Origin of the sequence: Arthrobacter sp. AG1021, from assembly GCF_003633665.1 — a bacterium.
In the GTDB taxonomy this organism is placed as follows: domain Bacteria; phylum Actinomycetota; class Actinomycetes; order Actinomycetales; family Micrococcaceae; genus Glutamicibacter; species Glutamicibacter soli.
The window spans coordinates 147,002-171,635 of sequence record NZ_RBLB01000007.1 but is presented as its reverse complement, the minus strand read 5'-3'; the positions used below and the strand labels follow the sequence as shown (position 1 = coordinate 171,635).

21 protein-coding genes are annotated in these 24,634 nt (G+C 63.7%); 8 read left to right on the top strand and 13 right to left on the bottom strand.

Going from position 1 to position 24,634, the window contains the following annotated elements; genetic code table 11:
• Positions 1–37 precede the first annotated feature (37 nt).
• Positions 38–847: a TSUP family transporter gene (locus DFO58_RS06265; RefSeq protein WP_082124093.1), complete on the top strand. Its 810-nt coding sequence runs from the start codon at positions 38–40 to the stop codon at positions 845–847.
• Between the two features lie 317 nt (positions 848–1,164).
• Here the strand turns inward: DFO58_RS06265 and DFO58_RS06260 are convergent, their stop codons facing one another.
• The 3 genes from DFO58_RS06260 to DFO58_RS18155 are packed head-to-tail and all read right to left on the bottom strand — an operon-like array spanning position 1,165 to position 3,364.
• Positions 1,165–1,839 (bottom strand): response regulator transcription factor, encoded by a 675-nt coding sequence (locus tag DFO58_RS06260; RefSeq protein ID WP_120989726.1) that lies wholly within the window; start codon positions 1,837–1,839, stop codon positions 1,165–1,167.
• Entirely contained in the window at positions 1,836–3,038 is a 1,203-nt protein-coding gene (locus DFO58_RS06255) for a histidine kinase (protein ID WP_183043118.1), read from the bottom strand. The genes DFO58_RS06260 and DFO58_RS06255 overlap by 4 nt, the downstream gene beginning before the upstream one ends.
• Positions 3,032–3,364 (bottom strand): hypothetical protein, encoded by a 333-nt coding sequence (locus tag DFO58_RS18155; RefSeq protein WP_147407199.1) that lies wholly within the window; start codon positions 3,362–3,364, stop codon positions 3,032–3,034. The genes DFO58_RS06255 and DFO58_RS18155 overlap by 7 nt, the downstream gene beginning before the upstream one ends.
• Positions 3,365–3,670: 306 nt before the next feature.
• On the opposite strand from DFO58_RS18155, the gene DFO58_RS06245 reads away from it, so the two are divergent.
• Positions 3,671–4,816: a YihY/virulence factor BrkB family protein gene (locus DFO58_RS06245; RefSeq protein ID WP_286163501.1), complete on the top strand. Its 1,146-nt coding sequence runs from the start codon at positions 3,671–3,673 to the stop codon at positions 4,814–4,816.
• A 77-nt stretch (positions 4,817–4,893) separates the two neighbouring features.
• Here DFO58_RS06245 and DFO58_RS06240 read toward each other — a convergent pair whose 3' ends face one another.
• Both DFO58_RS06240 and DFO58_RS06235 read right to left on the bottom strand, forming a co-directional pair.
• Positions 4,894–5,343 carry a hypothetical protein gene (locus tag DFO58_RS06240; RefSeq protein WP_082124095.1) on the bottom strand — a complete coding sequence of 150 codons (450 nt, stop codon included), beginning with the start codon at positions 5,341–5,343 and terminating at the stop codon, positions 4,894–4,896.
• Between the two features lie 502 nt (positions 5,344–5,845).
• Complete coding sequence (locus DFO58_RS06235; protein ID WP_147407198.1) at positions 5,846–6,916, bottom strand: hypothetical protein; 1,071 nt, start codon at positions 6,914–6,916, stop codon at positions 5,846–5,848.
• 174 nt (positions 6,917–7,090) lie between these two features.
• On the opposite strand from DFO58_RS06235, the gene DFO58_RS06230 reads away from it, so the two are divergent.
• The 5 genes from DFO58_RS06230 (at position 7,091) to rbfA (ending at position 12,750) form a co-directional block, all read left to right on the top strand.
• Positions 7,091–7,657: a hypothetical protein gene (locus DFO58_RS06230; protein WP_082344667.1), complete on the top strand. Its 567-nt coding sequence runs from the start codon at positions 7,091–7,093 to the stop codon at positions 7,655–7,657.
• Between the two features lie 2 nt (positions 7,658–7,659).
• The gene (gene nusA, locus DFO58_RS06225) at positions 7,660–8,643 is read left to right on the top strand and encodes a transcription termination factor NusA (RefSeq protein WP_047121075.1); all 984 of its coding nucleotides are present in this window, start codon (positions 7,660–7,662) and stop codon (positions 8,641–8,643) included.
• Between the two features lie 138 nt (positions 8,644–8,781).
• The gene (locus DFO58_RS06220; protein WP_082124096.1) at positions 8,782–9,102 is read left to right on the top strand and encodes a YlxR family protein; all 321 of its coding nucleotides are present in this window, start codon (positions 8,782–8,784) and stop codon (positions 9,100–9,102) included.
• A gap of 167 nt (positions 9,103–9,269) precedes the next feature.
• The gene (gene infB / locus DFO58_RS06215) at positions 9,270–12,209 is read left to right on the top strand and encodes a translation initiation factor IF-2 (protein ID WP_113606668.1); all 2,940 of its coding nucleotides are present in this window, start codon (positions 9,270–9,272) and stop codon (positions 12,207–12,209) included.
• 100 nt (positions 12,210–12,309) lie between these two features.
• Entirely contained in the window at positions 12,310–12,750 is a 441-nt protein-coding gene (gene rbfA, locus DFO58_RS06210; protein WP_047121077.1) for a 30S ribosome-binding factor RbfA, read from the top strand.
• 132 nt (positions 12,751–12,882) lie between these two features.
• Here rbfA and DFO58_RS06205 read toward each other — a convergent pair whose 3' ends face one another.
• The 8 genes from DFO58_RS06205 to argE form a co-directional block, all read right to left on the bottom strand.
• Entirely contained in the window at positions 12,883–14,436 is a 1,554-nt protein-coding gene (locus DFO58_RS06205; RefSeq protein WP_053797641.1) for a molybdopterin-dependent oxidoreductase, read from the bottom strand.
• 104 nt (positions 14,437–14,540) lie between these two features.
• On the bottom strand, positions 14,541–15,356 hold the full coding sequence (locus DFO58_RS06200; RefSeq protein ID WP_120989718.1) for an anti-sigma factor: 816 nt from the start codon (positions 15,354–15,356) through the stop codon (positions 14,541–14,543).
• The gene (gene sigK / locus DFO58_RS06195; RefSeq protein ID WP_286163499.1) at positions 15,356–15,958 is read right to left on the bottom strand and encodes an ECF RNA polymerase sigma factor SigK; all 603 of its coding nucleotides are present in this window, start codon (positions 15,956–15,958) and stop codon (positions 15,356–15,358) included. The genes DFO58_RS06200 and sigK overlap by 1 nt, the downstream gene beginning before the upstream one ends.
• A gap of 155 nt (positions 15,959–16,113) precedes the next feature.
• The gene (locus DFO58_RS06190; protein ID WP_053797642.1) at positions 16,114–16,797 is read right to left on the bottom strand and encodes a fasciclin domain-containing protein; all 684 of its coding nucleotides are present in this window, start codon (positions 16,795–16,797) and stop codon (positions 16,114–16,116) included.
• 208 nt (positions 16,798–17,005) lie between these two features.
• A complete protein-coding gene (locus DFO58_RS18665; RefSeq protein WP_047121081.1) occupies positions 17,006–17,131 on the bottom strand; it encodes a putative transporter small subunit in 126 nt (41 codons plus the stop codon).
• Positions 17,132–18,832, bottom strand: a complete 1,701-nt coding sequence (locus DFO58_RS06185) for a sodium:solute symporter family protein (RefSeq protein ID WP_286163498.1) — start codon at positions 18,830–18,832, stop codon at positions 17,132–17,134.
• A 926-nt stretch (positions 18,833–19,758) separates the two neighbouring features.
• Positions 19,759–21,036 (bottom strand): MFS transporter, encoded by a 1,278-nt coding sequence (locus DFO58_RS06180; RefSeq protein WP_053797644.1) that lies wholly within the window; start codon positions 21,034–21,036, stop codon positions 19,759–19,761.
• The gene (argE, locus tag DFO58_RS06175; RefSeq protein ID WP_120989714.1) at positions 21,033–22,250 is read right to left on the bottom strand and encodes an acetylornithine deacetylase; all 1,218 of its coding nucleotides are present in this window, start codon (positions 22,248–22,250) and stop codon (positions 21,033–21,035) included. The genes DFO58_RS06180 and argE overlap by 4 nt, the downstream gene beginning before the upstream one ends.
• 304 nt (positions 22,251–22,554) lie before the next feature.
• On the opposite strand from argE, the gene DFO58_RS06170 reads away from it, so the two are divergent.
• A complete protein-coding gene (locus tag DFO58_RS06170) occupies positions 22,555–24,417 on the top strand; it encodes an HNH endonuclease signature motif containing protein (RefSeq protein ID WP_120989712.1) in 1,863 nt (620 codons plus the stop codon).
• Positions 24,418–24,634: the final 217 nt, after the last annotated feature.

Here is a 24,634-nt window from a genome sequence, read left to right as displayed (position 1 = left end):
CGGCGAAGCCCTGACAATTGAATAGGAGAGTAGCGCGGTGCAAGAGGTTCTCGATTTCCTGTCCGTCAACGGCGAACCAGTCTCCCTGTGGCCCCTGCTCCTGCTGCTGTTGGCAGGGTTCGGGGCCGGGTGGATTGATGCGGTGGTTGGCGGCGGGGGATTGATCCAATTGCCCGCGCTGCTGCTCTTTCCCGGCATCAGCCCGGTCCAGGCGCTGGCAACGAACAAGATGGCATCCATCTTCGGAACCGCAACCAGCGCCGTGACCTATTACCGGCGGACCAGTCCAGACCTGAAAACCGCCATACCCATGGCGCTGACCGCGATGGTCGGCGCCTTCGGCGGCGCGGCGCTGGCCACGATGCTTCCGGCCGCCGCCATCAAGCCGATCATCATCGCCGCGCTGGTGGCGGTATTGCTGTTCACGATGCTCAAGCCCAGGGCCGGTGAACTTTCCCGCCTGCGCTACAGCGGCAAGCAGCACTACCTGCGCGCGGTGCTCATAGGCCTGGTGATCGGCGGTTACGACGGGATGATCGGCCCGGGCACCGGGTCCTTTTTGATCATCGCCATGGTGACGGTCCTCGGGTACAATTTCCTGCAGTCGTCGGCGAAGGCGAAGATCGTCAACCTGCTTACCAACTTCGGCGCCCTGGCCTTGTTCCTGCCCACCGGCCACGTGCTGCTGGGCGTGGGGCTGGCCATGGGCGTGATGAACATGCTCGGCGGCTATCTCGGCGCGCGCATGGCCATATCCAAGGGCAGCAAGTTCATCCGCATTGTTTTTGTGGTGGTAGTTGCCGCGCTGATCCTGAAGCTCGGTTCCGATCTGGTCTTGGGAAACTGACCCGGAGCGGCCGCGGCAGGGCCGTGGAAAAGGATAATGCCCATTGCGTGCCCGGCGAAGACCCGGGTACACAATGGGCTTGTGGTTATCCTCCCCCAAGGAACACCACAATCGATTCCGTTGAGTGACGCAAAGTTCGTCATGCCGAACAGATTGCGGTGAAGACCGCTCAACCGATTAGGAATCTTTATCTCTATTACGCGTGGTCGAGAACCTGCGCGTATTTCAAAATGCCTCTCCAAGGTGCCCGAAGAGATCCATTTCCCTTAAATCATCGCTTAGAATTCGAGGTAAAACGTCATACCAGGACGGTATGTTCAGGCCGGCAGCGGGTCGTCCGGGCGGACGAAACCCGAGCGATAGGCCAACGCGACCACCGCGGCGCGGTCCCGGGCACCGGTCTTGAACAGGATCCTGGCAACATGTGTTTTCACCGTCGCCTCGCTGAGCACCAGCGACTCGAGAATCTGCTGGTTTGACCGTCCGGCGGCAACATGGCGCAGGACTTCCTGCTCCCTGCGGGTGAGCACCTGGCGGATGTCAATCTGCTCATCGCTGCGCTCGCGCAATTTGGCCACCAGCCGCGTGGCCGCGGTGGCATCAAGCCAGGTATCCCCGCCGGCTACCCGGCGCAGCGCGTCGGCAATTTCGGTGGGGGACGCGTGCTTGAGCAGGTAGCCGCTGGCGCCGGCCTGGAGCGAGGAGACGACGATGTCCTCGTCATCGAACGTTGTCATGATCAGCACCCGGACCAGATGGTCCGGGTCACTGCCGTTCTGCCGGATGAGCTCGCTGGTTGCGGTGACCCCGCCCATGCCCGGCATGCGCACATCCATCAATACCACATCGGGAGCGACCTCTTGGGCGAGCGCCAGGGCTTCGGCACCGGATCCAGCCTGTCCGACGATTTCAATGTCGTCCTCCGCGGAGAGAATCATGCTGATCCCGGCTCGAACCTGGGGCTGGTCGTCGACAATCACCACTCGAATCACGACGCCTCCTGGGTCTTTGCTGTATGCGTACTTCGCTGGTCGGAGGCGGAAGCATCTTCGGGCTTGTCGACCGGAAGCGAGGCCTTGAGCAGGTAACCGCTAGGGGTTGGGCCGTGGCTCAGCGAACCACCGGAGACTCCGACCCGCTCGCGTAGTCCGAGCAGCCCGAAACCGCCGGATACCGCAGGCCTTTTCGCGACCCCGGAAATGGACGTCACGGAGATCGTCAGTTCCGTCGGCATCCAGTGCGTCGCGATTTCCACCCGGCAGCCTTCGCCACCGTGCTTCATCGCATTGGACAGGCCTTCCTGCACAACGCGGTAGCCGGCATGGCTGATACTGGGGTCCAGCATTTGCGCTTCGCCGTTGCAGGTCACCACGACATCGAGGCCGGAATCCTGCGCTGACGAAACCAGCGAGGGGATGTCGTCAAAGGAATGCGACTGCCCGACCTGGGATTCTTCCTCGCTGCGCAGCATGCCCAGCAGTCGGTGCAGCTCGCGCATGCTCTGCTCGGCGGTCACCTGGATGTCGGCGAGCACCGGGTCGACCTTCTCGAACTCTGCGCCCTTCTTCAAGATTGCGCGCACACCGGCGACCTGTAGCACCACAGCGGTCATGGAGTGCGCTACCGAGTCATGCAGGTCGCGGCTGATGCGCAGGCGCTCTCCGGCGCGGGCTTCCTCCAGCGCAGCGTCAGCCCACCGCCGTTCGGTTTGCAACCGGTGCTCGGTTCTCCGCTGCGTCCGGGCGGCGAAGTAGCAGAGGAATGCAACTGCGGCATAGAAGCCGATATTCCACGCCATCAGACCCAGCAGATCCTCGGACCGGCCGTCGTAGCTCACGGAGCTGTAGGTCGCCACGAAAACAGGCAGGATCATTCCCGCCAGTGCCGTATTAGCCACTCGCGTGCTCGAATGCCGGACCATGAGGAAAAACGCCATGTAGGTTCCGACGATTCCAACGATGGAGGCCACCGCGAGACCCAGCAGCGAGATGAGGAGGAAAACGCTGAACCCTATCCAGATCCTGCGCTGGATCAGCAGGACCGCATACGCGCTAATCAGCGCTGCGGGGACCAGCCACACCGGCAGCACCGCACCGCCCGGCGTGGTGACGGCTCCTTGCCACAGGAACAGGTCAAATACGAAGGCGAACAGGCCGACAACTACACGCACAACGTGCCGGCGCTTTAGCATCCCGGAAGCCATGGAAACAGCCGGCACCAGGGGGATTCCCTGAGGTCGTCGTCGGGGTCCAGACCTTGGAAGCCTGGCGGGAAGGCGTCGTGCCCGACATGCAGGGTGCCCGTTTCCAGGAGCAGCAGGGTCCAAGGCTCCCAACCCTTGAGCTCGCGGCCGACGTAGCGGATCGTTGCGGGTTCGACATGCTTGCCGTGGATATCAACATGGACGGACTCGCCCAAGCCGCCAGCCTGGACCAGGATTGCGTCGGATCGGATAGCCCAGCCGACCAGCAACAAATCGTCGACATGGACCGGATATGAACGGGCAACAGGAAGCAAGGGGCGATTTTTCCCCGACGTTGCGCCCCCGGAAGTCTCTGGCATGGTGTTCTCCTCAAGCGAGTGCCGTTAGAAGAATCGTGACACATTCGCTATCCGGGTGCATCATCCGTGCACTGTATGTCTGCCTCAGGCCCTTGACACCGTCGGCCAGCTGGCGCAGGGGAGGTCTGTGCCGTAGAGCGCTCCGGGCAAGGAAGCTGGTTTCAGGCTGCGTATTGGGGAAAGTATGTTGAGCCGATGCGGTAACCCTGTTTGAATGGCCGAAAGGGTACGTACAGAACACGCAGACTTCGGGGTGGGCAGATGTCCGATAACAACCAGACGAATCCACTGGGTACGGAAGCGCAACCGGGCACCAGCATGACCGGGCTTGCCGGCATTGACGGGGAATTTGAAACAGCGGTCAAGACGCAACTGGACAAGCCGCAAAGGCTGCGCGCGGATTCATGGAAATATGTCGTTAAACGCTCCCTACATGAGTTCTCCAGGAACAAATGCACCGATCTGGCCGCGGCGCTGACCTACTACACCATGCTCTCGATTTTCCCGGCATTGCTGGCAGTTGTCTCCTTGCTGGGCGTCGTCGGGCAGGCGGAGACCACCACTAAATCGATGCTGTCGCTGCTGGAGGAATTCGCCAGCCCGCAGGTGGTAGAAACGCTGCGCCAACCCATCGAGCAGCTGACCTCGACACCCGCGGCGGGGCTGGCTTTGGCCGCTGGTCTCCTGGGCGCGATCTGGAGTGCCTCCGGGTACGTCGGTGCGTTCGGCCGGGCAATGAACCAGATCTATTCGGTGGATGAAGGCCGTCCGTTCTACAAGCTCAAGCCGATGATGCTTCTGGTGACGCTTTTCCTGCTGGTTGCCGCGGCGGTCATGGGCGCCTTGTTTGTGCTGTCCGGTCCCATCGCCCAGAAACTGGGCAACTTCATCGGGCTCGGGGAATCGGCGCTGCTGGTATGGAATATCGCCAAATGGCCGGTGATGGCCGTCTTCGCGGTCATGCTGGTCGCGGTGCTCTACTACGGGACTCCGAACGTCAAGCACGCAAAGTTCAGGGTGCTCAGTGTCGGGGCCTTTGTCGCACTCATCGTCCTGGCACTGGCCACGTCCGGCTTCTTCTTCTATGTCTCCAACTTCGGGAACTACAACAAGACCTACGGCGCGATCGGTGGCGTCATCGTGCTTCTGCTCTGGATCTGGATCGCCAACTTGTCGCTGCTCTTTGGCGCGGTGCTGGATGCGGAGCTCGAACGCGGTCGCGAACTGCAGGCAGGTCTCAGCGCCGAGCATTCCCTGCAGCTGCCGCCGCGCGATGTCGCCGGACTGCAAAAACAGACTCAACAGAAGGAGCAGGACATTCGCGACGGCGAACAGATCAGGATCGTGAGCGAAATCGCCGCGGTCGACAAGGTCGAGCAGGAATCCGGGCAGCGGGAACGCGATTAGAAAACGAAACGCCAGCCGCTTCGGGCCGCCCGCAAGGAGCTGGACCGGAAGTGCGGCTGGCGAAGATGGAGTCGAATTCAGGCGCGGCGGACGTCGACGGCGCTGGGCAGCCCCGGGTACTTCACTCCTGCAGACTTCTGCAGTGGAGGAATTGCGTGGGCGATTGCGCTGTGTGTCAGCGGTGCGACCCGGAAGGTCAGGCATGGGGTCGATTGCGCTTCGCGGTAAAGGTCCAAGATGGAGTCCTTCGCGTCGCGTGGGGCGACAACTTCAAGATCGGTGCATCCAATCACGACATAGGTGAAGCAAAGGTCGTTGGACTGCGGATCCAGCGTCGCGATCAACACCGGCGGTTGGTGCACTACTGTCAAGGCCATGACATCGGTGAGCTTCTCGTCATGCTGGGCGATGACGATGGGCATGCCCTCGCTCCAACCATGCTCCTTCAATACCTCTCGACCGTGGCGCGACCCGATGGTCTCCGCAGCGAGCTCTGCGATCTTCGAGCGGACAATGCGTCCTGTCATGGTTTTCTACCTCTATCTGATGGGAGCAAAACGAGTGGCTGCACTGGCTGAAGCCTGGCACTCGAAGCGGAATATTCCTCTCCGGAAAAATGACGGATTCGATGATTTAAAATCTCGAATTTAAAACTTCTAATAATTAGACCCTAACTCTCATAGGGCAAAATTGCGAGGTCGAATCATTCGGTTCGAACGGGGAGCGATCCGGTTCTCCGAGGATGCCGATCTTCGGAAAGTACGTAAAGGAACTGGTCGATGTAGGTTTTATCGAGAGCTGAGGACGGCAGGACGGTAGCTGTCGTGCCGATTTGAAGTTTTTATGAACCAGGGAATTCACTTGGCGGAAAGCGAAGATTTCACTTGGTGGGCACGAGGCCGCAAGAATAAACTTGCCGCCGGAATGCTGGATTTATTTTTACTGCTGTGGTGGTGTGGAATTCGGTAATGGTTCGAGAATTGGACGGTGCCGGTTCGGTTGCGCGGCGGAGACCTGGAAGCGAGCGCTCTACTCGGCGCGCGAGCGCAGGATGCGCTCCGCCTCGGACTGCGACTGCTGGGCGCCCAATGCGCTATTGACGACACCGGCAACGGTGGATCGCTGGTCCCTGGTGATATTCCCCGCCGCCGCGAGCAGCGCATTCGAGTAGTCGGATTGTGCCGCAGCGGCGACCTTTTCCAGCCGGTCCAGCCCGTTCTCCGGGAGCTCGTAGGCGGGCAGGCGGAGATCCGGGCAGTCCTCGGGCAAGGCTGAACGCAGGGTGCGCAGCTGTGAGTTCAGGGCGGTCCGCTGCTTTTCTGCTGCTTGCGCCGTCGCGTTGCCGCCCCTGGCCGCGTTGAGCTGCAAGGTGTAGTCCAAGGCGTATCCGCGATCCAGGGCGCGGGCCAGCACGACGGGTTCAAGGAGTTCCTGGTCTGCTGGCGACGACGTGCCTTCGATCAAGCTGTGGTCAGCAAGGCATGCCACGGTTTGCGCGGCCTCCGGCGAGTCCGCCTTGCCTGCGCTGATTGCCGGGGGCAGCTGTGCCGCTTGTTTCTTGTCCACCAGCTTCAAGGCGTCCCGGGCATCGAAGTTGATCTGGAACGCTATTCGCGCCAAGGTCTCGCCACGCTGGAGATCGGGATCAGCGAACTCGGGAATGCTCGAACTCAAGGTCGCGACCGATGACGCCAAGGCGGCCAGTTTTTCGGGGGAGTAGCTCTCCGGCGCGTCGGCCGGAGGCTGGTCGTCGAAATGCAGCTCGCCCAGCAGGGCTGCGCCCTGCGAGAGCGACGTGCCCAGATCGGCAAGCGCCGCGGCGATCTTCTCGTTCTCGGCCAGTGAAGCCATCGCGGCCGCCTGGCTTCCCAGGTCGGCCAGTTGGGCTCCGTACCCCCACTGCGCCTGTTGGTCGGCCGAAGCCTCGCTGACCGCATCCGGAAGGCCGCGGTCGACTAGCGCGCCGCGGAACACTGTGACGCCGATTCCCCAGGTGGCGGCCCCGGCAATGGAAGCGACCAGCACCGGGGCGATCCAGCCGGGGGCGCGTTTGGCCGGCGGCTGAACGGGCTTTGCGGGGCGGGACGATAGATCAGTCATAGCGAAATGATCATCCCATGAAGTGGGCCGGCGACCCGGCCTTTGGCCATTCTTCCGTGGCGTGGTGCAAAAGACCGGCGTGAGTTCCTTCACCTGAGCCGGTCAACGAGTTCTCAAGCGGGGTTCGGGGAGATACGCTTAACGGACAACATCGAATAGCGTGGGAGGATATCCATGACCGGTATGCCGGCCGATACCGAACAGGAAGCGCAGCGTCTGAGTACTGCGTTGAAACCGGAAGTAGAATCCCACGGATTAATTCTGGAAGAAGTCTCTCTTCGCCCGTCGGGCAAGCAGATGATCATCCAGGTCATCGTCGACAAGGCCGACGGCCGCGAGTCGGTGAATCTCGATGCGCTCGGTGAAGTCACCACCACCATTTCAAACGCCTTGGACAAGGACGTCGTCTACGCCTCGGCATCCCCCTATGAACTTGAAGTCAGCTCGCCAGGCCTGTCCCGTCCGCTGACCGCGCCACGCCACTGGGTGCGCGCACTGAACCGCATGGTCAAGCTCACGCTGACCGACGGCACCAAGCTTCGCGGACGCATTAACGAGGTTTCCGACGATGAGGTCGTTATTGCCGAACACCGGGAGCCTGCCAAAAAGGGCATGAAGACCAAGATCCTTGATCCAGTCAGCTACTCCTTTGAAAACATCCGCAAGGCCGTGGTCGATCCGGAGCTGAACTTCGACGACGAGCTGTTTGACACCATTGACACTGAAGATTTGGAGGGCTAGGCGTGGATATTGATCTCGACGCACTACGCATTCTGGAAAAAGACCGCGATATCCCGATGGATGTCCTGATCCCGACCATCGAGTCCGCGCTGCTGCTTGCCTACAACAAGACCGAAGGCGCCATGCCCGGCGCCCGTGCCCACATCGAGCGCAGCAACGGCCACGTCTCGATCCTCGTTGAGGACCGCGACGCAGCCGGCGTGCTGCTGGGCGAATTCGACGACACCCCGCACGGCTTCGGCCGCATCGCGGCGTCGACCGCGCGCCAGGTCATCATGCAGCGCTTGCGCGAAGCAGAGGATGCCCAGGTTGTCGGCGAATACGCCGCCCGCGTGGGCACCCTGATCTCCGGTGTCATCCAGCAGGGCTACTCCTCGCACATGGTGCAGGTCAACATCGGCGCCGTCGAAGCGCTGCTGCCTCCCGTGGAGCAGGTGCCGGGCGAGAAGTACCAGCACGGCAACCGCCTGCGCGCCTACGTGGTCTCCGCGGAACGCGGCAACAAGGGCCCTGCCGTGACCTTGTCGCGGTCGCACCCGAACCTGGTTCGCCTGCTGTTCGAAATGGAAGTTCCCGAGATCGCCGACGGCACCGTCGTGGTCGAGGCACTGGCCCGCGAAGCCGGGCACCGCACCAAGATCGCCGTCCGCGCCACCAAGCCGGGCGTCAACGCCAAGGGCGCCTGCATCGGCGAAATGGGCACCCGCGTGCGCGCCGTGATGAACGAGCTGAGCGACGAGAAGATCGATATCGTTGACTACAACGAGGATCCGGCCAAGTTCATCGCCGCCGCCCTGTCGCCGTCGAAGGTGGTCTCCGTGGAGATCCTGGATGAAGCCGAACGCCGCGCCCGCGTGGTGGTTCCGGATTCCCAGCTTTCGCTGGCCATCGGCAAGGAAGGGCAGAACGCCCGACTGGCCGCCAAGCTGACCGGCTGGCGCATCGACATCCTGGCCGCTTCGGGCGGCAAGGAGCCCCAGTACTAGAACTGGCTGGGATAAGTTTGCGGTCTGCCGCGGTGCGCCCTGAACGTGTGTGATACCAAACTCACGCGCACACCGGGGCGCAAACGCGCTAGACTGGTAGTTGGTTCATTTCAACGGGAAGGTGGCGACGGCGCTCGCATGAAGCTGCATCAGCAACGCACGTGCATTGGCTGTCGGACCTCTACCTCCAGAAATGATCTGATTCGTTGGGTTCTCACCGAGCAGGCACCGCTTCACGCGGTGCTTCTTGATGTCGGCGCTTCCGCCCCTGGGCGGGGCGCCTGGACCCACGGGATTGAAAAGTGTGTGCGGCAGGCAGTGCAGCGACGAGCGTTCTCCAGGGCTTTCAAGTCCGCGGTCAACGCCGATACGGTGCTCGCGCAATTCACCGCATACGAAGATCGACCGGCCGCAGGCCGGCCATCTGGCAAACATGATGAAAGCGGGTCAGAAATCTGATGGCAACCCGATGAGTCCGCAATGTTGAGCGCACACCGATGAACAATCAGTTCTGCGTGATCCACCGTGCGGCGGAAGAATTTCACGAATTACACAGCTGATCTGCCAGAACACCTAAGTCCCCAGGGACTCGGGGTTTATGCAGATCACATCAAAACAGGAGAGATGTGGCTAAACCCCGCGTTCACGAGCTCGCCAAAGAGCTCGGAATCACTTCGAAAGAAGCACTGACCAAACTGCAGGACATGGGCGAGTTCGTTCGCTCCGCGTCCTCAACCGTTGAGCCCCCGGTCGCCCGCAAGCTGCGCGACGCATTCCCGGGCGCCAATGGCGGCGCAGCCAAGCCTGCCGCCGCACGTCCGGCGGCAACCCCGGGCGCCGGCCGCCCGGCTGCTCCGAAGCCAGCTGGCGCCAAGACTGCTGCTACTCCGGGCCCGCGTCCGGCAGCCAAGCCTGCCGACGCCGCGCCGAAGACCGCACCGGCTGCCCCAGCGGCACCGGCAGCCCCGGCTGCACCTAAGGCCCAGGCCACCCCGGGCGCACCTGTCCCAGGTGCCCCGAAGCCAGGCGCCCGTCCGGCTCCGAAGCCGGGCACCCCGCGTCCGGGCAACAACCCGTTCAGCTCCCAGCAGGGCATGCGCACCGGCGAATCGACCGACCGCCGTGGCGGCGGCCGCGATGGTTCGCGCGCTCCTCGTCCGGGTGCTCCGCGTCCAGGCGGCCCACGCCCGGGCAACAACCCGTTCAGCTCCCAGCAGGGCATGCGCTCCGAGGGCGGCCAGGGCGGCCCGCGTCCATCACGCGACGGCCAGCGCGGCCCGCGTCCGGGCGGCGCAGGCCAGGGCGGTCCACGCCCATCACGCGACGGCCAGCGCGGCCCGCGTCCAGCTGGCCAGGGCGGTCCACGTCCAGCCGGTGCCGGTGGCCCGCGTCCAGCCGGCCAGGGCGGCCCACGTCCAGCCGGTGCCGGCGGACCACGCCCAGCAGGCGCACCGCGTCCGGGCGGCACCACTGCCACCCCGCGCATGATGCCTAACCGCACCGATCGTCCGGCTCCGGCCGGCGGCGGTCGCCCAGGCGCAGGCGCCGGCGGCCGTGGTCGTCCAGGCGGCGCAGGTGGCGGCGGCGGTACCGGTGGCGGCTTCCGCCCAGGTGCACCACGCGGCCGCGGCGGCGTGGGCGGTGCCTTCGGCAAGGGAGGCGCCGGTCGCGGCAAGCAGCGCAAGTCCAAGCGCGCGAAGCGCCAGGAATTGGAGCAGATGAGCGCTCCGTCGTTGGGCGGCGTGAATGTTCCACGCGGCACCGGCGACACCGAGATCCGTCTGCGCCGCGGCGCATCGATCACCGATTTCGCTGACAAGATCGGCGCAAACCCGGCCGCACTGGTGACCGTGCTGTTCCACCTCGGCGAAATGGCCACCGCCACCCAGTCGCTGGACGAGGCAACCTTCGAGGTCCTCGGCGAAGAGCTGGGCTACAAGGTTTCGGTCGTCTCCCCGGAGGACGAGGACAAGGAACTGCTCGAAGGCTTCGGTCTGGACCTGGATGCCGAGCTCGAGGCTGAGGGCGAGGACGTGCTCGAGGAGCGCGCCCCGGTCATCACCATCATGGGCCACGTCGACCACGGTAAGACCCGACTGCTGGATGCCATCCGCCAGTCCAACGTGATCGAGGGCGAGCACGGCGGCATCACCCAGCACATCGGCGCCTACCAGATCACCCACGAGCACGAGGGCCGCGAACGCGCGATGACCTTCATCGATACCCCGGGCCACGAGGCGTTCACCGCCATGCGTGCCCGTGGTGCCGAGGTCACCGACGTGGCTGTGCTGGTGGTCGCAGCGGACGACGGCGTCATGCCGCAGACCGTTGAGGCGCTGAACCACGCGCAGGCCGCAGGCGTGCCGATCATCGTCGCAGTGAACAAGGTCGACAAGCCGGAAGCCAACCCGGACAAGGTCATGGGCCAGCTCACCGAGTACGGCCTGGTGCCCGAGGAATACGGTGGCGACACCATGTTCGTGAAGGTTTCCGCGCTGCAGAAGCTGGGCATCGAGGAACTGCTCGACGCCGTGCTGCTGACCAGCGACGTCATGGAGCTGCAGGCGAACCCCGACAAGTCCGCCCGCGGTGTGGCCATCGAAGCCAACCTGGACAAGGGCCGCGGTTCCGTGGTCACCGTCCTGGTGCAGTCAGGTACCCTCGCAGTCGGCGACACCATGGTGGTGGGCACCGCCCACGGCCGCGTGCGCGCAATGTTCAACGAGAACGGCGAGAACCTGGACATCGCCCTGCCGTCGCGTCCGGTGCAGGTTCTCGGCCTGTCCTCCGTGCCGCGTGCAGGCGACAGCTTCCTGGTCACCGAGGACGAGCGCACCGCCCGCCAGATCGCCGACAAGCGCGAGACCGCTGAGCGCAACGCCATGCTGGCCAAGCGCCGCAAGCGCATCACTCTGGAGGACTTCGACAAGGCAGTGGCCGAGGGCAAGATCGATACCCTCAACCTGATCCTGAAGGGCGACGCCTCCGGTGCCGTCGAGGCACTGGAAGACTCGCTGATGAAGATCGACGTGGGCGAGGACGTGCAGCTGCGCGTCATCCACCGCGGCGTCGGCGCGATCACCCAGAACGACGTCAACCTGGCGACCGTGGACAACGCGATCATCATTGGCTTCAACGTGCGTCCTGCTGAGCGCGTTGCCGAAATGGCCGACAAGGAAGGCGTTGACATGCGCTTCTACTCGGTCATCTACGCAGCCATCGACGACATCGAAGCGGCGCTCAAGGGCATGCTCAAGCCGGAGTACGAAGAAGTGGAGCTGGGCACCGCCGAGATCCGCATGGTCTTCCGCTCCTCGAAGTTCGGCAATATCGCCGGTTCGATCATCCGCTCGGGCACCATCAAGCGCAACACCAAGGCCCGCCTGGTGCGCGACGGCAACGTGGTCGCCGACAACCTGTCGATCGACTCGCTGCGCCGCGAGAAGGACGACGTCACCGAAGTCCGCGAGGGCTTCGAGTGCGGTATCGGCCTGGGGTCGTTCAACGACATCAAGGAAGGCGACATCATCGAGACCTTCGAGATGCGCGAGAAGCCACGCGCCTAGCAGCAACCCGCTGGTAGCTTCGTGACTTGCCGATTCGTGGGCGTTTGACCGCTTCCAAGCGGTCAGGCGCCCACGAATTTTGAACCATAAGGAGATAATCATGGCTGATTCAGCCCGTGCCGCACGCCTTGCCAAGCGCGTGCAGGTCCTCATGGCCCAGTCCCTGCGCACCGTCATCAAGGACGAGCGCATCGACAACGTGACGGTGACCGACGCCCGCGTCACCAACGACCTGCAGCACGCCACCGTGTACTACACGGTGTTCGGCGACGACACTGCCAAGGCAGAAATCGCCGAGCTGCTGTCCAAGCGCGGGGGAGCCCTGCGCAAGGAGCTGGGCCGCAACCTGACCATCCGGCTGACCCCGACGCTGACCTTCGTGGCCGACGAGATCCCCGAGGGCGCTTCGCACCTTGAGGAACTGCTGGCCAAGGCCCGCGAGAAGGACGCCGAGGTCGCGGCCCTGCGCGAAGGCAAGCACTTCGCCGGCGACGAGGACCCGTACAAGAAGGACGAGGACCAGGACGCCGAACAGGCCTAGGCGCACCTGCGCTGCCTGGCCCGGATCCGGGGCCCAAAGCCGGGAAATCCCCGGCGCCTGCACGATGCATATCGTGCAGGCGCCGGGGATTTCGTTTTTCCCGATACCTTGCGCCGCCCGCGGCGACGCGGCTCATTCCACCGTGAACTGCACCCGGTGCCAGCCTGACGCTCCGTCGGGCACCGGGTCGGCGCGCTCTTCGGTCTGCAGCTTGCCGCTGCGGTCGTAGGCCCGCACGGCGACCGCATGCGTGCCGGGCGCCGCGTCCTCCCAGCGGTAGCTCCATTGCCGCCAGGTATCGAGCGTCGCCTCCTCGGCCAGCGTTGCCTCGCGCCAGGAACCGCCGTCGATGCTGACCTGGACCCGGGAAATGCCGCGGGTCTGCGCCCAGGCGCTGCCGCCGAGATCCACCCGTCCGGCGGGCACCGTGGCGAAGGACTGCGGGGTGTCCACGCGGGATGACATCTTTATCGGGCCGCGTTCGGACCAGCCGCGGGTGGTCCAGTAGGCCGCCTTGTCCGCGAAGCGGGTCACCTCAAGGTCCACCACCCATTTGGTGGCCGAGACATACCCGTAGAGCCCGGGAACCACCATGCGCACCGGGAAGCCGTGCTCCATGGGCAGCGGCTCCCCGTTCATGCCCACGGCCAGCAGCGCCATGCGTTCATCGGTCAGGGCTTCGAGCGGGGTGGACGCGCTGAATCCGTCGATCGAGGTGGACAGCACCATGTCCGCGCCCGCGGCCGGCTTGGCGCGGGCCAGCACCTCGCGCAGCGGATAGCCCAGCCATTTTGCGTTGCCCACCAGATCCCCGCCCACCGGGTTCGAAACGCAGGTCAGCGTCAGGTAGTGCTCCACCAGGTCCTGGCTGAGCAGCTCCTGGAAACTCATCGTGAACTCGTGCTCCACCAGGCCATGGACCCGCAGCGACCACTGCGCCGGGTCGATTCCGGGCACCCTCAACGCGGTGTCGATGCGGTAGAAATCCTGGTTCGGGGTGACGAACTCGGGCATCCCCGGCAGATTGACGTGGGCGCCCGGCGGCACCGCGAGAGCCGTGGTCTTGGCGGCCGGAAGCCGCAGGGCCTTGCGAGCCAGCTGCGCGGTGTTCCGGGCCGCGGACAGCGACGTGGACAGGATGGCAGCGCCCGCCGCGAGCACCACGGCCCCGGCGGCCCCGAGCATGAAGTTGCGCCGGGCCACGCCATCGGGCGACTCCGAGTGCGCGGGATCCAGCCGGGAAGCCAACGAGCACAGCCACCGCAGGACAAGCAGCGCCGCCGCGGTGCCCAGGGCGGTCGGGACCAGATCCAGCGGACCGGTGGCTGAACGCGAGATCACCGCGGCGCCCAGGATCCCCGCCAGCACCAGCACCGCGGCCGAGGCCGCGGCGGCGCTGCGCCGCGCCAGCAGGCCGATCAGCGCGGCGAGCACCACGGCCACCGCGCCCATCGAGACGAACAGGGCCAGCTTGTCGTTGGTGCCGAACAGCGAAATCGCCAGGTCCTTCAGCCACGGCGGGGTGAAGTCGATGACAGCGGAGCCCAGCGCCACCAAAGGTGCTGACGACGAAGCGAAAAAGGCTGACGCCAGCTGGGCGACGCCGAACAGCACCCCGGCCGAGCAGAGCCCCGTCAGCGCATACGCTCCGCGTGCTCCCAGGTTGTGCCTTGGCGTTTCCTTCACGGCATGTCACCTCCGGTGAGTAGCTGCCGCCCGGCGTTCCGGGTCGGCTGGTCCTTCAGCAACTGGTTCGGAGCCGGGCCGGGGGCGGATTGGCCCGGGCATGCTCAGAGTTCCTGGACCATCAGCGGTTCGGTGGTCGGCGCCGGAGAACCCGTGGCCGGTTCAACGGTGATGCCGAAATGCGAGACCCCGTCCATGGCACCGGTAAGCAATTTCAGGCCGTCGGCCCCGGTTCCCGGCAGCATGCCGGCCGGCTGGGCGCCGTCGGCGGAGATGAGCCACAGCTCGTAGCCCTTGTCCTTGGACAGCTCAGGCATTCCGGCGGTGGTGACTGCCATCAGGCCCCGCTCGACGGAATAGGACAGCGTCACCGTCGCCCCATCGGCCATGGTCTGGGTTTTGGTTTCCACATCCGGCGCGCCCAGCAGCTCGGTGAGCTCGGCCTGGCGAGTGCTGAGATCGGTGAGCTGGGCCTGCAGCTGGCGCTGTTCGGCCTGCTGCAGGTAGACCACGGTTCCCAGCCCCGCCGAGCCCAGCAGCAGGATGGCCGCGGCCAGGGCGAAGAACTTCGCGGACTTGCGGCGGGCAGGCCATCCCTGCCGCGCGGGCACGGAATCCGGGGCTGGCGCGTGCTCGGGCTGCGGAATTGCTGCCGGCTCGTCCGCTCGTTCGTCCGCGGGATCCTCCGCCGGCAGCTGCGGCCGGCGGGCGATCTCCTCCATGAGCCGGGATTTCACTCTGGCCGGCGGGGACACCGGTGCGCTGCCCAGCGCGAGCATGGCGGCGGTCTCCTCCATGGCATCCATGTCGGCCTGAAGCGCGGGGGAGTTCGCGGCCTGTGCCAGCAGCCTGGCGCGTTCCTCGTCGCTCAGCGCATTCAGGGCGTAGCTGCCGGTCAGCTCGTTCTCGTTCCGTTCCACTACGCCACCCCCATCAGGTCTCGAAGCTTAATCATGCCATCGCGGATGCGCGTCTTGGCGGTGCCCACCGGGATTTTCAGCAGGTCGGCCACCTCGTGGTGCGTGTAGCCCCCGAAGTAGGCCAGTTCGATGGCGGCGCGCTGGGCCTCGCTCAGGCGCTTGAGCGCCTGCACGATGCGTCGGCTCTCGTCATGCAGGATTGCGTTCTCTTCCACGTCGTTGTATTCCGTGCCGATCTCCTGCAGCCCCATGCGCAGGTCTCGTTCGCGGCTCGCCTGGCTGGAGCGGATGCGGTCCACCGTGCGGCGGTGCGCCAGGGTCAGCAACCAGCCCGCGGCGCTGCCGCGGGCAGGGTCGAAGCGGGCCGCATGCTGCCAGGCCTGAACGAAGACTTCCTGCAGGATCTCCTCGCTTTGCGCCTCGTCCCTCAGCAGGCGCCGCACCAGGCCGTACACGCGCGGCGCGAGGCAGTCGTAGAACTGCTCGAAGGCGCGCTCGTCGCCGCCGGCGATACGGCGCAGCAGTTCCTCGGGTGCTGCCGTCACCGGCTCTGGAACTGCGTCGCTCATCTCCGAACTCATGGACCCAAGAATCTCATGCACGAGGCGATCATTCCCATGGCTCTCATCCACCATTCAGTTTCAGGGGCGTTCCCCGCGGGTTCCCGGGCGCGCGGGGCACGGCGACGCCCGGCTCCTGTGCCGGAACCGGACGCCGCCATGGCTGGTTTACGTAGGACAGAATCCAGGCGCCGCGGCTACTTGTCGGCCGGCGGCATCAGGACGGTGTCGACCAGGTAGACCACCGCATTGGCGGTCTGGACTCCGCCGCAGACGACCTTGGCGTCGTTGACCATCAGGTTGTCTGCGCTGCCTGTCACTTCCAGGTCCTGGCCCTCAACCGTGGTGTGCGTTCCCGCGATGTCGGCGGGCTGGATCTCCCCGGGTACCACATGGTAAGTGAGCACCTTGGTCAGCATGTCCGAATCCTTGACGACCGCGTTCAGGTCCTTCTCCGGGATGGCGGCGAAGGCTTCGTCTACCGGTGCGAAGACGGTGAATTCGGCCCCGTTCAAGGTGTCGACCAGATCGACGTCCGGGTTCAGCTTGCCGGAGACCGCCTTGGTCAACGTCTTCAGCAGCGGGTTGTTGGATGCCGCGACGGCGACCGGGTCCTGGGCCATCCCGGCGACCGAGCCGTCGCCGCTCGGCACGGCTTCGGCGTAGGCCGAGCATCCCGAGCCGACAAGATTCGCGGTCGGGTCCATGCTGCTGTCCGCGGCCGGGCTGCTTTCGGTGGCCATCTCCGAGCTGGAGGCTTCGGGGGCGGGTGCGCTCGATGATTCCGGGGTGTCGCTGTCCATCGAACAGGCACTGAGTCCCAGCGCGGCGACCGCGATCAATCCCAGGGCTCCGGCGAACGTTCTCTGCGTGTGCTTCATGTCGTTCTCCTCCTGTGGCGACGGCAAGAACCGTCGTGGTGTCCCTCCCCGTCGGGGCGGGCTTTCACACGGTATTCGGGGCGCGGCACGGTGCGGATTGGACCGGATCGAAAAAATTTTGCAACCTCCGCACCAAGCACGCGCGCCGGCCCTCCCCCGATGCAGGGGAGAACCGGCACGCGCGCTGTACGGCTAGTGGGCGGGGCGCCTAAATCAGGTCCTCGCCACGGCGCTTCGCCTCGCGGGCTTCGGAAATGAAGGCCTTGGAGATGACGATGGCGACGACGGCCACGATGACCGGCCAGATGAGGACGTAGAGGCTGAGGGCTAGCATTTATTCACGCTCCTGGGCTGTTCTGGTTGAGTTGCGGCTGCCGGCAGGCACTGCAGCGACCGGCTGTTCCCCGGTATCGAAGTCTCCGGCCCGCTCGGCGATCACCGCGAAGTCGAAGTTCTGCGTGGACCTGAAGGACATGAGATAGCAGATGATGGTGCTGACCGAATAGGCGACCAGCGAGGCCGACAGGGTCGTGTAGTCGCGCAGGAAGCCGAAGCAGAACGGCGCGGCGACCACGCTGGCCCCGATGCCGATAACCATTGCCGGGCGCAGGCCGAAGAAGCCGAAGGCCATCAGGCCCAGGACGATGCCGATGCCCAGGATGGCCAGCAGCTCGATCAGCACGGCGGTGATGCCCGTCATCGGGATCAGGTCGAAACGCACCGGAATGAATACCGCCAGCGCGGCGATCACCGAAACGGTGAAGGCCTTGTTGGTGACCTTCTTCCAGTAGAAGCTCGCCAGCACCGGGAACACCAGCGCGCCCCACAAGGCGCCGACGAAGACCAGCAGGTCCAGGATGTTCATCTGCATGCTGGCCAAAGCGACGGCCAGGGCTGTTGCGGCGACCATCGTCAGCCGTCCGACCAGCAGCATGGTTTTCGGGTTCGCCTTCTTCTTGCCCGCGATGTTCTGTCCGTAGATGTCGGCCATCATGATGGAGGACAGCGCGGAGAGGTCCGAATCGGCGGTCGAGGACAGCGCGCCGATGATCATGATGAAGAACAGCGCCAACAGGATGCCCGAGAGGTAGCTTGCCGCCATTTCGGGGATGATGTTGTTCAAATCCCCGCCGGTCGGGGTGAAGCCCAGATACAGCGCCAGCACGCCGAGCATGCCCACGCCGATGACCATGGCGCCGTAGCCGATGGTCGCGGTGATGAAGGTCGGCTTGATCAGGTCCTCGCGCACCGCGAACAGCCGCTGGGCGATGGTCTGGTTGCCGATGGCGTAGGCCAGCACCGCGGCGATGTACGGGGCACCCTGGTTCAGGAAGGCCTCGGAGGAGAAGAAGTTCGACTGCTGCGCGGTGAGGTTCGCTGCCCCGGTCTCGAACGCGGCGGGGAATCCCGCGGCGAAGAAGATGAACGGCACGATGATGGCCACTGCGCCGAGCATGGCGATGACCTGCATGAAATCGGTGAGCACCGAAGCGCGGAACCCCGACCACAGGGTGTAGAGCAGCACGCCGCCGGCCACGGCGAATACCCCCTGGATGAAGTTGAAGGGGGAGAGCATCGAAATCAGCACGCCACCGGCGATGAAGTTGGACATCAGCGAGATGACCGAGCCGACGACGTTGGACCCTGCCAGCATGAGTTGGCTGGAGCGGCCGTGGCGTACGTACATGACCTCGGCCAGCGTGTGGGCCTTGGGCGCCACCTTGCGGATGCGCTTGCCGAAGGGGTAGATGAACAGGATCATCAACGCGCCCCACAGGCCGTAGTGGATGGGGCCGCTGATTCCGTAGGTGTAGCCGGACGACGCCGAGGCATACATGGAAGAGGCCCAGATCCAGGTAGCGGTCATGCTTGCCGCCGAAATGCCGAAGCCGATTTTATTGCCGGCGGTCATGTACCCGTCGGCATTTTCGTTTTTCTTACCAATGCGAGTGGAAACGAAAAACGTTCCACCGTAAAACAAGACCAATAAAAGTACAATGGTCAGAGCGCTGAAACCGACTGCTTCCGGGTTCACACTCCTCCTCCTTAGGATCGACGAGTTCGAGAATCGACACCGGATCGGACAAGGATCCTCCGCGGTGCATGGTTCTGCACGTCTCATCCCGCACACTGCGATGGCGGGGTTCGATTAGCCGACGCACACAAGCCCTGGGGCCATCAATCACTCTCCGTCCGTTCTTTGGCTCATCTCTTTCTAGAACCAGCCTATTTTTACGCGCGCTGAGTCAGTTCGCTGTCGTCCTCATACATGCCTAGTTGAGGCCTAATACTTGGTGAATGGCTGGGAATTCGATCCTGATTGAATCGAACGCACCGAGTAAAGTGCTCGGTGACAAAATTGCCATTCGTGCGCGGTTCTTTCCCAATTGACGGCGAAATTCAAGCCGGTCAGAGAACCCGTCGATGCTCCGCTCGGTCGAGACGGCAACTGTCCTGCGCCTGCAGTTCACCGGAAAACCGGTGTTGTGGAGCTCGTCATGTCCGACTAGCGCCGTAGATCCGGCGGGATCATCGACTGTTTGAGCGTAGCATGAATCACAGGACTCTGCTCAAATCGCTCCGGATTAGTATCTCAAGTCAGGACTTAGTTCGTGTCGCATCGCCCCCTATTTCGATAATTCAAAAATGGTGATAAATCGTCATCTGGAGTTGAAATTTGTCGAAAATAAATTATTATTTTGGCGTCTATTTCCCGCTCGCAACACCTGGATTCTGAAGAGTGGATATTTCCCGCGGAGTCATGCCGGAACGGCGTCGTGCCCTGTTCTCCGACCGTGAGGACGAAAAGGTCGGGCTGTTTCGCGGCAGTCGTATGCCGGCAACAGGTTCTGATCGGCGGAATTCGGCGGGCCGCAGGTGAACCTGGCGCTGACATGACAAAGGGCCCGCGCTGCCCGAAAATTTTCGAGGAGCGCGGGCCCTGAGAATGACGTTATGCGGCTATGCCAACTTGTACCTGAGGCGAATGACCGCTAGTCCGATGAGCGAAAGGACTGCGATAGCCATGTAGTAGAAACTTGGGGCATCCAGGGAACCGGTTGCGCTAATCAGCCAGGTGAGCACGAGTGGCGCGATGCCGCCGAGTACGGTGACACCTACGTTGTACGTGACCGAGATTCCTGATCCGCGAATCGCTGCAGGGAACAACGACGAAATCAGCGCCGGAAGTGGACCGAAGTAGAACGCCATGATGACACCCAGCAGAGCGATCACGACGATCATGACTGGAACTGTGGGATTACCTGTCATCAACTTGAACAGCGGCCAGGCTCCCACGAGCGCGGCCACCGCTGCCCAAGTCATAACGCGCGCTGGCCCCACCCTGTCGGCAAGATGGCCGATGAACGGCACGCTGACCAGCGTTACGATGCCAGCAACCACGCCACCCAGGAATGCGGCATCGGCAGGGATGTGCAGATTCTGTACGGCAAATGTCGGCATGTAGAGAATCATGTAGACAGAGATCGTGGCGACGCCGATCGCCGCTGCTCCGGCCAAAAGCCGTCCGTAATTGTGGGCAAAAAGCTGCCCCAGCGGAGACTTCGACTTTTCAACCTTGATGAATTCTTCGGTCTCTTCGAGCCGTGCTCGGATGTACAGCCCGACCGGACCGATGAGCAAACCGACAAAGAACGGAACGCGCCATCCCCAGCTCTCCAGGGCTTCGGTGGACAACTGTGTAGTCAGGACGAACCCGAAAGCAGAAGCGAGCAGCATGGAGGCTCCCTGCGCCGCGACCTGCCAGGAGGAGTAGAAGGCCTTCTTGTGCGGGGCGGTTTCAATGAGGAATGCCGTGGCGGTGCCGAATTCGCCACCCGCCGAGAAACCCTGGATCAGGCGTGAGAGAAGGATAATCAGGGCACCCCAGACACCCACCATTTCGTAGGTCGGGGCAACGGCCATGATCAAGGTGCCGACCATCATGAGCATCAATGTGAGCGTTAGCGCAGCTTTGCGTCCCTTGCGATCTGCGTAGCTACCCAGAACCATGCCGCCCAAGGGACGGATGACATAGGAAATAGCGAAGGTGGCGAATGTGAGGATTAGCGCGAAAGTTGCATCCGACTCGGGGTAGAACAATTTGGCGATTGTCGTGGCGAAGGTTGCATAGACAATGATGTCGAACCATTCCAGGGCTGCGCCGATGGAAGAAGAAATCACTGCCTTGCGTGCGTCGGCAAGCTGCTGCGTGGTCGGGGATTGCGGTGAAGCGGTCATGAGGAAAGTTCCTTGATCAGTTGATCCATGAATCCTTCGCAGGCAACGATTTGTTCGAGTTCAATGAATTCGTCCGGTGCATGGGCCTGGGCGATGTCGCCCGGACCGCAAACCACGGTCGGAATGCCTGCGGCGGCGAACAGTCCGGCTTCCGTGCCGTAGGTAACCTTGTCGTCGGCGGCGATGGCGCCGCATCGAGCGGCAAGATCGACGATCTCTTCCGACGGGGCGGTGTCCAGGCCCGGGGCACCTGCTACCTGCTCGAAGGTCATGGATGCCTGTGGGTTCCGGGCGCGCATTTCTTCGTCCAGTTGGCTCGCGAAATTCTTGATTCGGGCGGTCAGCGCCTCGCGGTCCACGACCGCCAGCGAACGGAACTCAAAATGCACTGTGCAGTCTGAAGGGATCGTATTGACGGCAATTCCACCGTTGATCAGATTCACGTTCATCGTCGTGGTGGGTTCGATGAAAGCCGGGTCGGAAGGGCCCTCCGTCCGCAGCTCATGGGCGATCTCTTCCACGAAGCTGGCGAAACGAAGGCCGTAGGAGATGGCGTTGAGTCCTTCGCTGGGCAGCGATGAGTGCGCTGCGACCCCGTGGAAGGAAACCTTGAAAACATTCATGGACTTGTGCCCGCGGATTGCGCGCATGCTGCTTGGCTCACCGACGAAGCAGCCGCGAGGGGCCAGTTCCTGGCTCACGATTTCATCAACGAGGCTCACCGCACCGACGCAACCGATTTCTTCGTCATAGGAGAATGCGAGGTGAATCGGCTGCGAAAGCTTGGCGGAGATGAACTCGGGCAGTTTGCCCAGGATGACCCCGATGTAGGACTTCATGTCGCAGGTGCCACGCCCGTACAGCTTCTCATCACGCTCATGGACAGTAAACGGATCGCTGGACCAGTTCTGTCCGTCGACCGGGACGACGTCGGTGTGGCCGGAGAGGACCACGCCCCCGCGGCGGCTTCCGTCGTCCGCCGGAATGGTTGCCAGCAAATTGGCCTTACTTCGATCTTCGTTGTAGATCCGTTTGGAATCGATTCCAAACGCTTGAAGTTTTGCTTCGAGCAGATCGATCAGCGGCAGGTTGGTGTCCCTGCTAGTGGTGTCGAGGGCAATGAGGTCGCTAATCTCGCGAAGGCTTGCCGATGATGGGCGCGTCATGAGGTTCCTTGATGTAGGTTTTATCTTTGGTTGAAGACATATTGTCATGGGTGAGTGGGCTCACAAAAATATGTTTCCCAAACGGACGAATCGTCAAAGGACGTTGAATGGGCTGCGAGCGAAACATCACCGGATTTTCGCTTTTGCGGCCAATTCACAAGTACGCAAAGGGCTAGTCAACATGCGGTCGGAACCAGCGCAGCGTGGTGATATGGATCGAGGATTACGGCAATGTGATGTCCTTCTGGGATAACGGAGGCCCAGCTGGTGGGTGGAAAAATATTTCCCCGACTTCTCCACACCCCGCAACCACCTCCCGCCGCCACCCGTAGACCCGGCGCAGGCTGGGCTCATGAGTATCCACCAGCTAGCCGCAGCACTACAGGTCCTGCACAACGCCATCACCACGAGCATCCCGCGCGGCGCGGCCTCCGCGGTGCTCGAGGTCATGGCCTCGTGCTGCGCCCTGCTGGCCAAGCTCTCCGAAGCCCTGCACGGCATCGAGGACCCTCGGGTCGCCGCCGCCCACGCCCACCTGATCGAGCAGCTGTTCCACTACACCCAGCGCGAGCAGCTGCGCAGCCAGCTCCATCTGGAATCCACCGGCGCGCACCTGCTCGAAGACGACGAGCTGGACGCCCTGCGCCAAGCCAGGGACCAGCACGCCTACCGGCAGCTGGACCTGGCGGCCGCTCCGCGCCTGCACGCGGGCCGCGCCCACTACACCAGCACCGCGGACTTCGCCGCGGCCTGGCTGGGGTTGAACTACTACGGGGCCGCGTCCCGGCTGCACGATGCGCACCTGCTGATCGCCCGCCGCGCCATGGACGGCGGCACGCTGACCCCGCGGCTGGCCGGGCTGGCCCGGCTGTACCAGGCTCCGGGAGCCGTGGACCCGCGCCGGATCGCGCAGGCGGCCCGGGCGCTGGACAAGTTCGAACCGGCCGACACCTGCTTCGAGGGGCTCCCGTTGCCGCCGACCGCCCGGCACGCCGACGGGGCACTCATGGAAGAGCACGTACTGGCCGCCTTGGCCGAGCCGAACCGCACCACCAGTGAGAAACAGGTCTCCACCTTGATCTCCGACTACCGGCGCGAGCACGGCAAGCAACGGGCCCCGGAGACCGGGATCTTCTTCCGCGGCACCCGCGCCGGGGTGGACTGCTACGACCTGCGCGCGGCGGGGGAGCAGGCCGAGCAGTTGCGCTCGTTGATGGGGCAGGCGGACAACCCGCGGACCCAGGCCGGCAAGGCCGCCCGGGCCGCCCGGCCTGGTTCCTCGAACCCCGGCCGCTCGGCTGCGGAGGCTGCGGACCAGGACGAGGTGCAGACCGATCCGTTGTTCAGTTCGGATGCCCCGGCTCCTGACTGGTCCGGCATCAATTCCGGCCCCGACAGCAGCCCCGATGCCGGGTTCGGGCATCGCCCGGCGGAGGAAGGCCGGGAGAACCTCCTCGACTTCAACGCGTGGCAAGCTGCCGGCGAAGGCTCCCCGGGTTCCTCGAAGAGCCAAGACGCCGAGGAAGAACAAGATTTTGACTGTGTGGAAACTGGTCACGAGGATGCAGGCCATGGCTCCGGGGATGCCGCCGGGCAGCCGCGGACCGAATACAGCGATCAGGACCCGGAGCTGGGCGGCGACGCGGACGTGCCGCCGGCCCAGCGCCGGTTGAACGCGTTCCTCGCAGCCCTCAGCTCCGGTCATCAGGGGCCGGGGGCGAAGACCATCGCGCCGCGGGTCGGGATCCACATCCAGCTCAAGGCCTTGGAGGATTTGCGGCACCCCGAAAAGCTCACCTCGACCACGGATCACGGGGTGGGGCTCGACGCGGCGGAGACCGGGAGGTTGATGTGCGAGGGAGCGATTTACCGGGTGATCTTCGGGCCCGACGGGCAGCCACTGGATGTGGGGCGGACCCAGCGGTTCTTCACCGAGGCGATCAAGCGGGCCGCGTTGGCCCGGGATCGGGGGTGTATTGTGCCTGGGTGCGCTGCGCCGCCGGAGATGCTTGAGTGCCATCATGATGATTGGTGGGAGCATGGCGGGCAGACCAGTTGCCGTAATGCGTCGTGTTTGTGCCGTCGGCATCATTTGGCGATCCATGCCGGGTTGCTGACCTTGGTCAAGATCGGGGGATTGGCGTATATCTTGTTCCCGAAGCATGTGGATCCGTTGCAGATACCGCAGCGGAACCGGCTCTACACCGCTGCCTAATTCCTGTTGATGGGTAGACAGAGTATGCGCAGACTTCGGTCCGGGGGATCTTGAGATCGTTGACGGGTCGTCTGGCAGATCCAGAGCTTCGCAAGCAACCGCTACAAGTTTCATACTCTTTGCGGATAGATTAATCGACTTGGAATTATCACACTCTGACCACCATCGCTCCCATTGAGGATTATTCGCCGGACAGGAGAAATCCGTGCAGGTCTCT

Coding starts and splice junctions, on each gene's coding strand:
- DFO58_RS06255 (WP_183043118.1), bottom strand. CDS start 3,038: ATGCTAAAGCGCCGGCACGTTGTGCGTGTAGTTGTCGGCCTGTTCGCC.
- DFO58_RS06245 (WP_286163501.1), top strand. CDS start 3,671: ATGTCCGATAACAACCAGACGAATCCACTGGGTACGGAAGCGCAACCG.
- DFO58_RS06240 (WP_082124095.1), bottom strand. CDS start 5,343: ATGACAGGACGCATTGTCCGCTCGAAGATCGCAGAGCTCGCTGCGGAG.
- DFO58_RS06235 (WP_147407198.1), bottom strand. CDS start 6,916: ATGACTGATCTATCGTCCCGCCCCGCAAAGCCCGTTCAGCCGCCGGCC.
- DFO58_RS06230 (WP_082344667.1), top strand. CDS start 7,091: ATGACCGGTATGCCGGCCGATACCGAACAGGAAGCGCAGCGTCTGAGT.
- DFO58_RS06220 (WP_082124096.1), top strand. CDS start 8,782: ATGAAGCTGCATCAGCAACGCACGTGCATTGGCTGTCGGACCTCTACC.
- rbfA (WP_047121077.1), top strand. CDS start 12,310: ATGGCTGATTCAGCCCGTGCCGCACGCCTTGCCAAGCGCGTGCAGGTC.
- DFO58_RS06190 (WP_053797642.1), bottom strand. CDS start 16,797: ATGAAGCACACGCAGAGAACGTTCGCCGGAGCCCTGGGATTGATCGCG.
- DFO58_RS18665 (WP_047121081.1), bottom strand. CDS start 17,131: ATGCTAGCCCTCAGCCTCTACGTCCTCATCTGGCCGGTCATCGTGGCC.
- DFO58_RS06180 (WP_053797644.1), bottom strand. CDS start 21,036: ATGACCGCTTCACCGCAATCCCCGACCACGCAGCAGCTTGCCGACGCA.
- argE (WP_120989714.1), bottom strand. CDS start 22,250: ATGACAATATGTCTTCAACCAAAGATAAAACCTACATCAAGGAACCTC.
- DFO58_RS06170 (WP_120989712.1), top strand. CDS start 22,555: ATGAGTATCCACCAGCTAGCCGCAGCACTACAGGTCCTGCACAACGCC.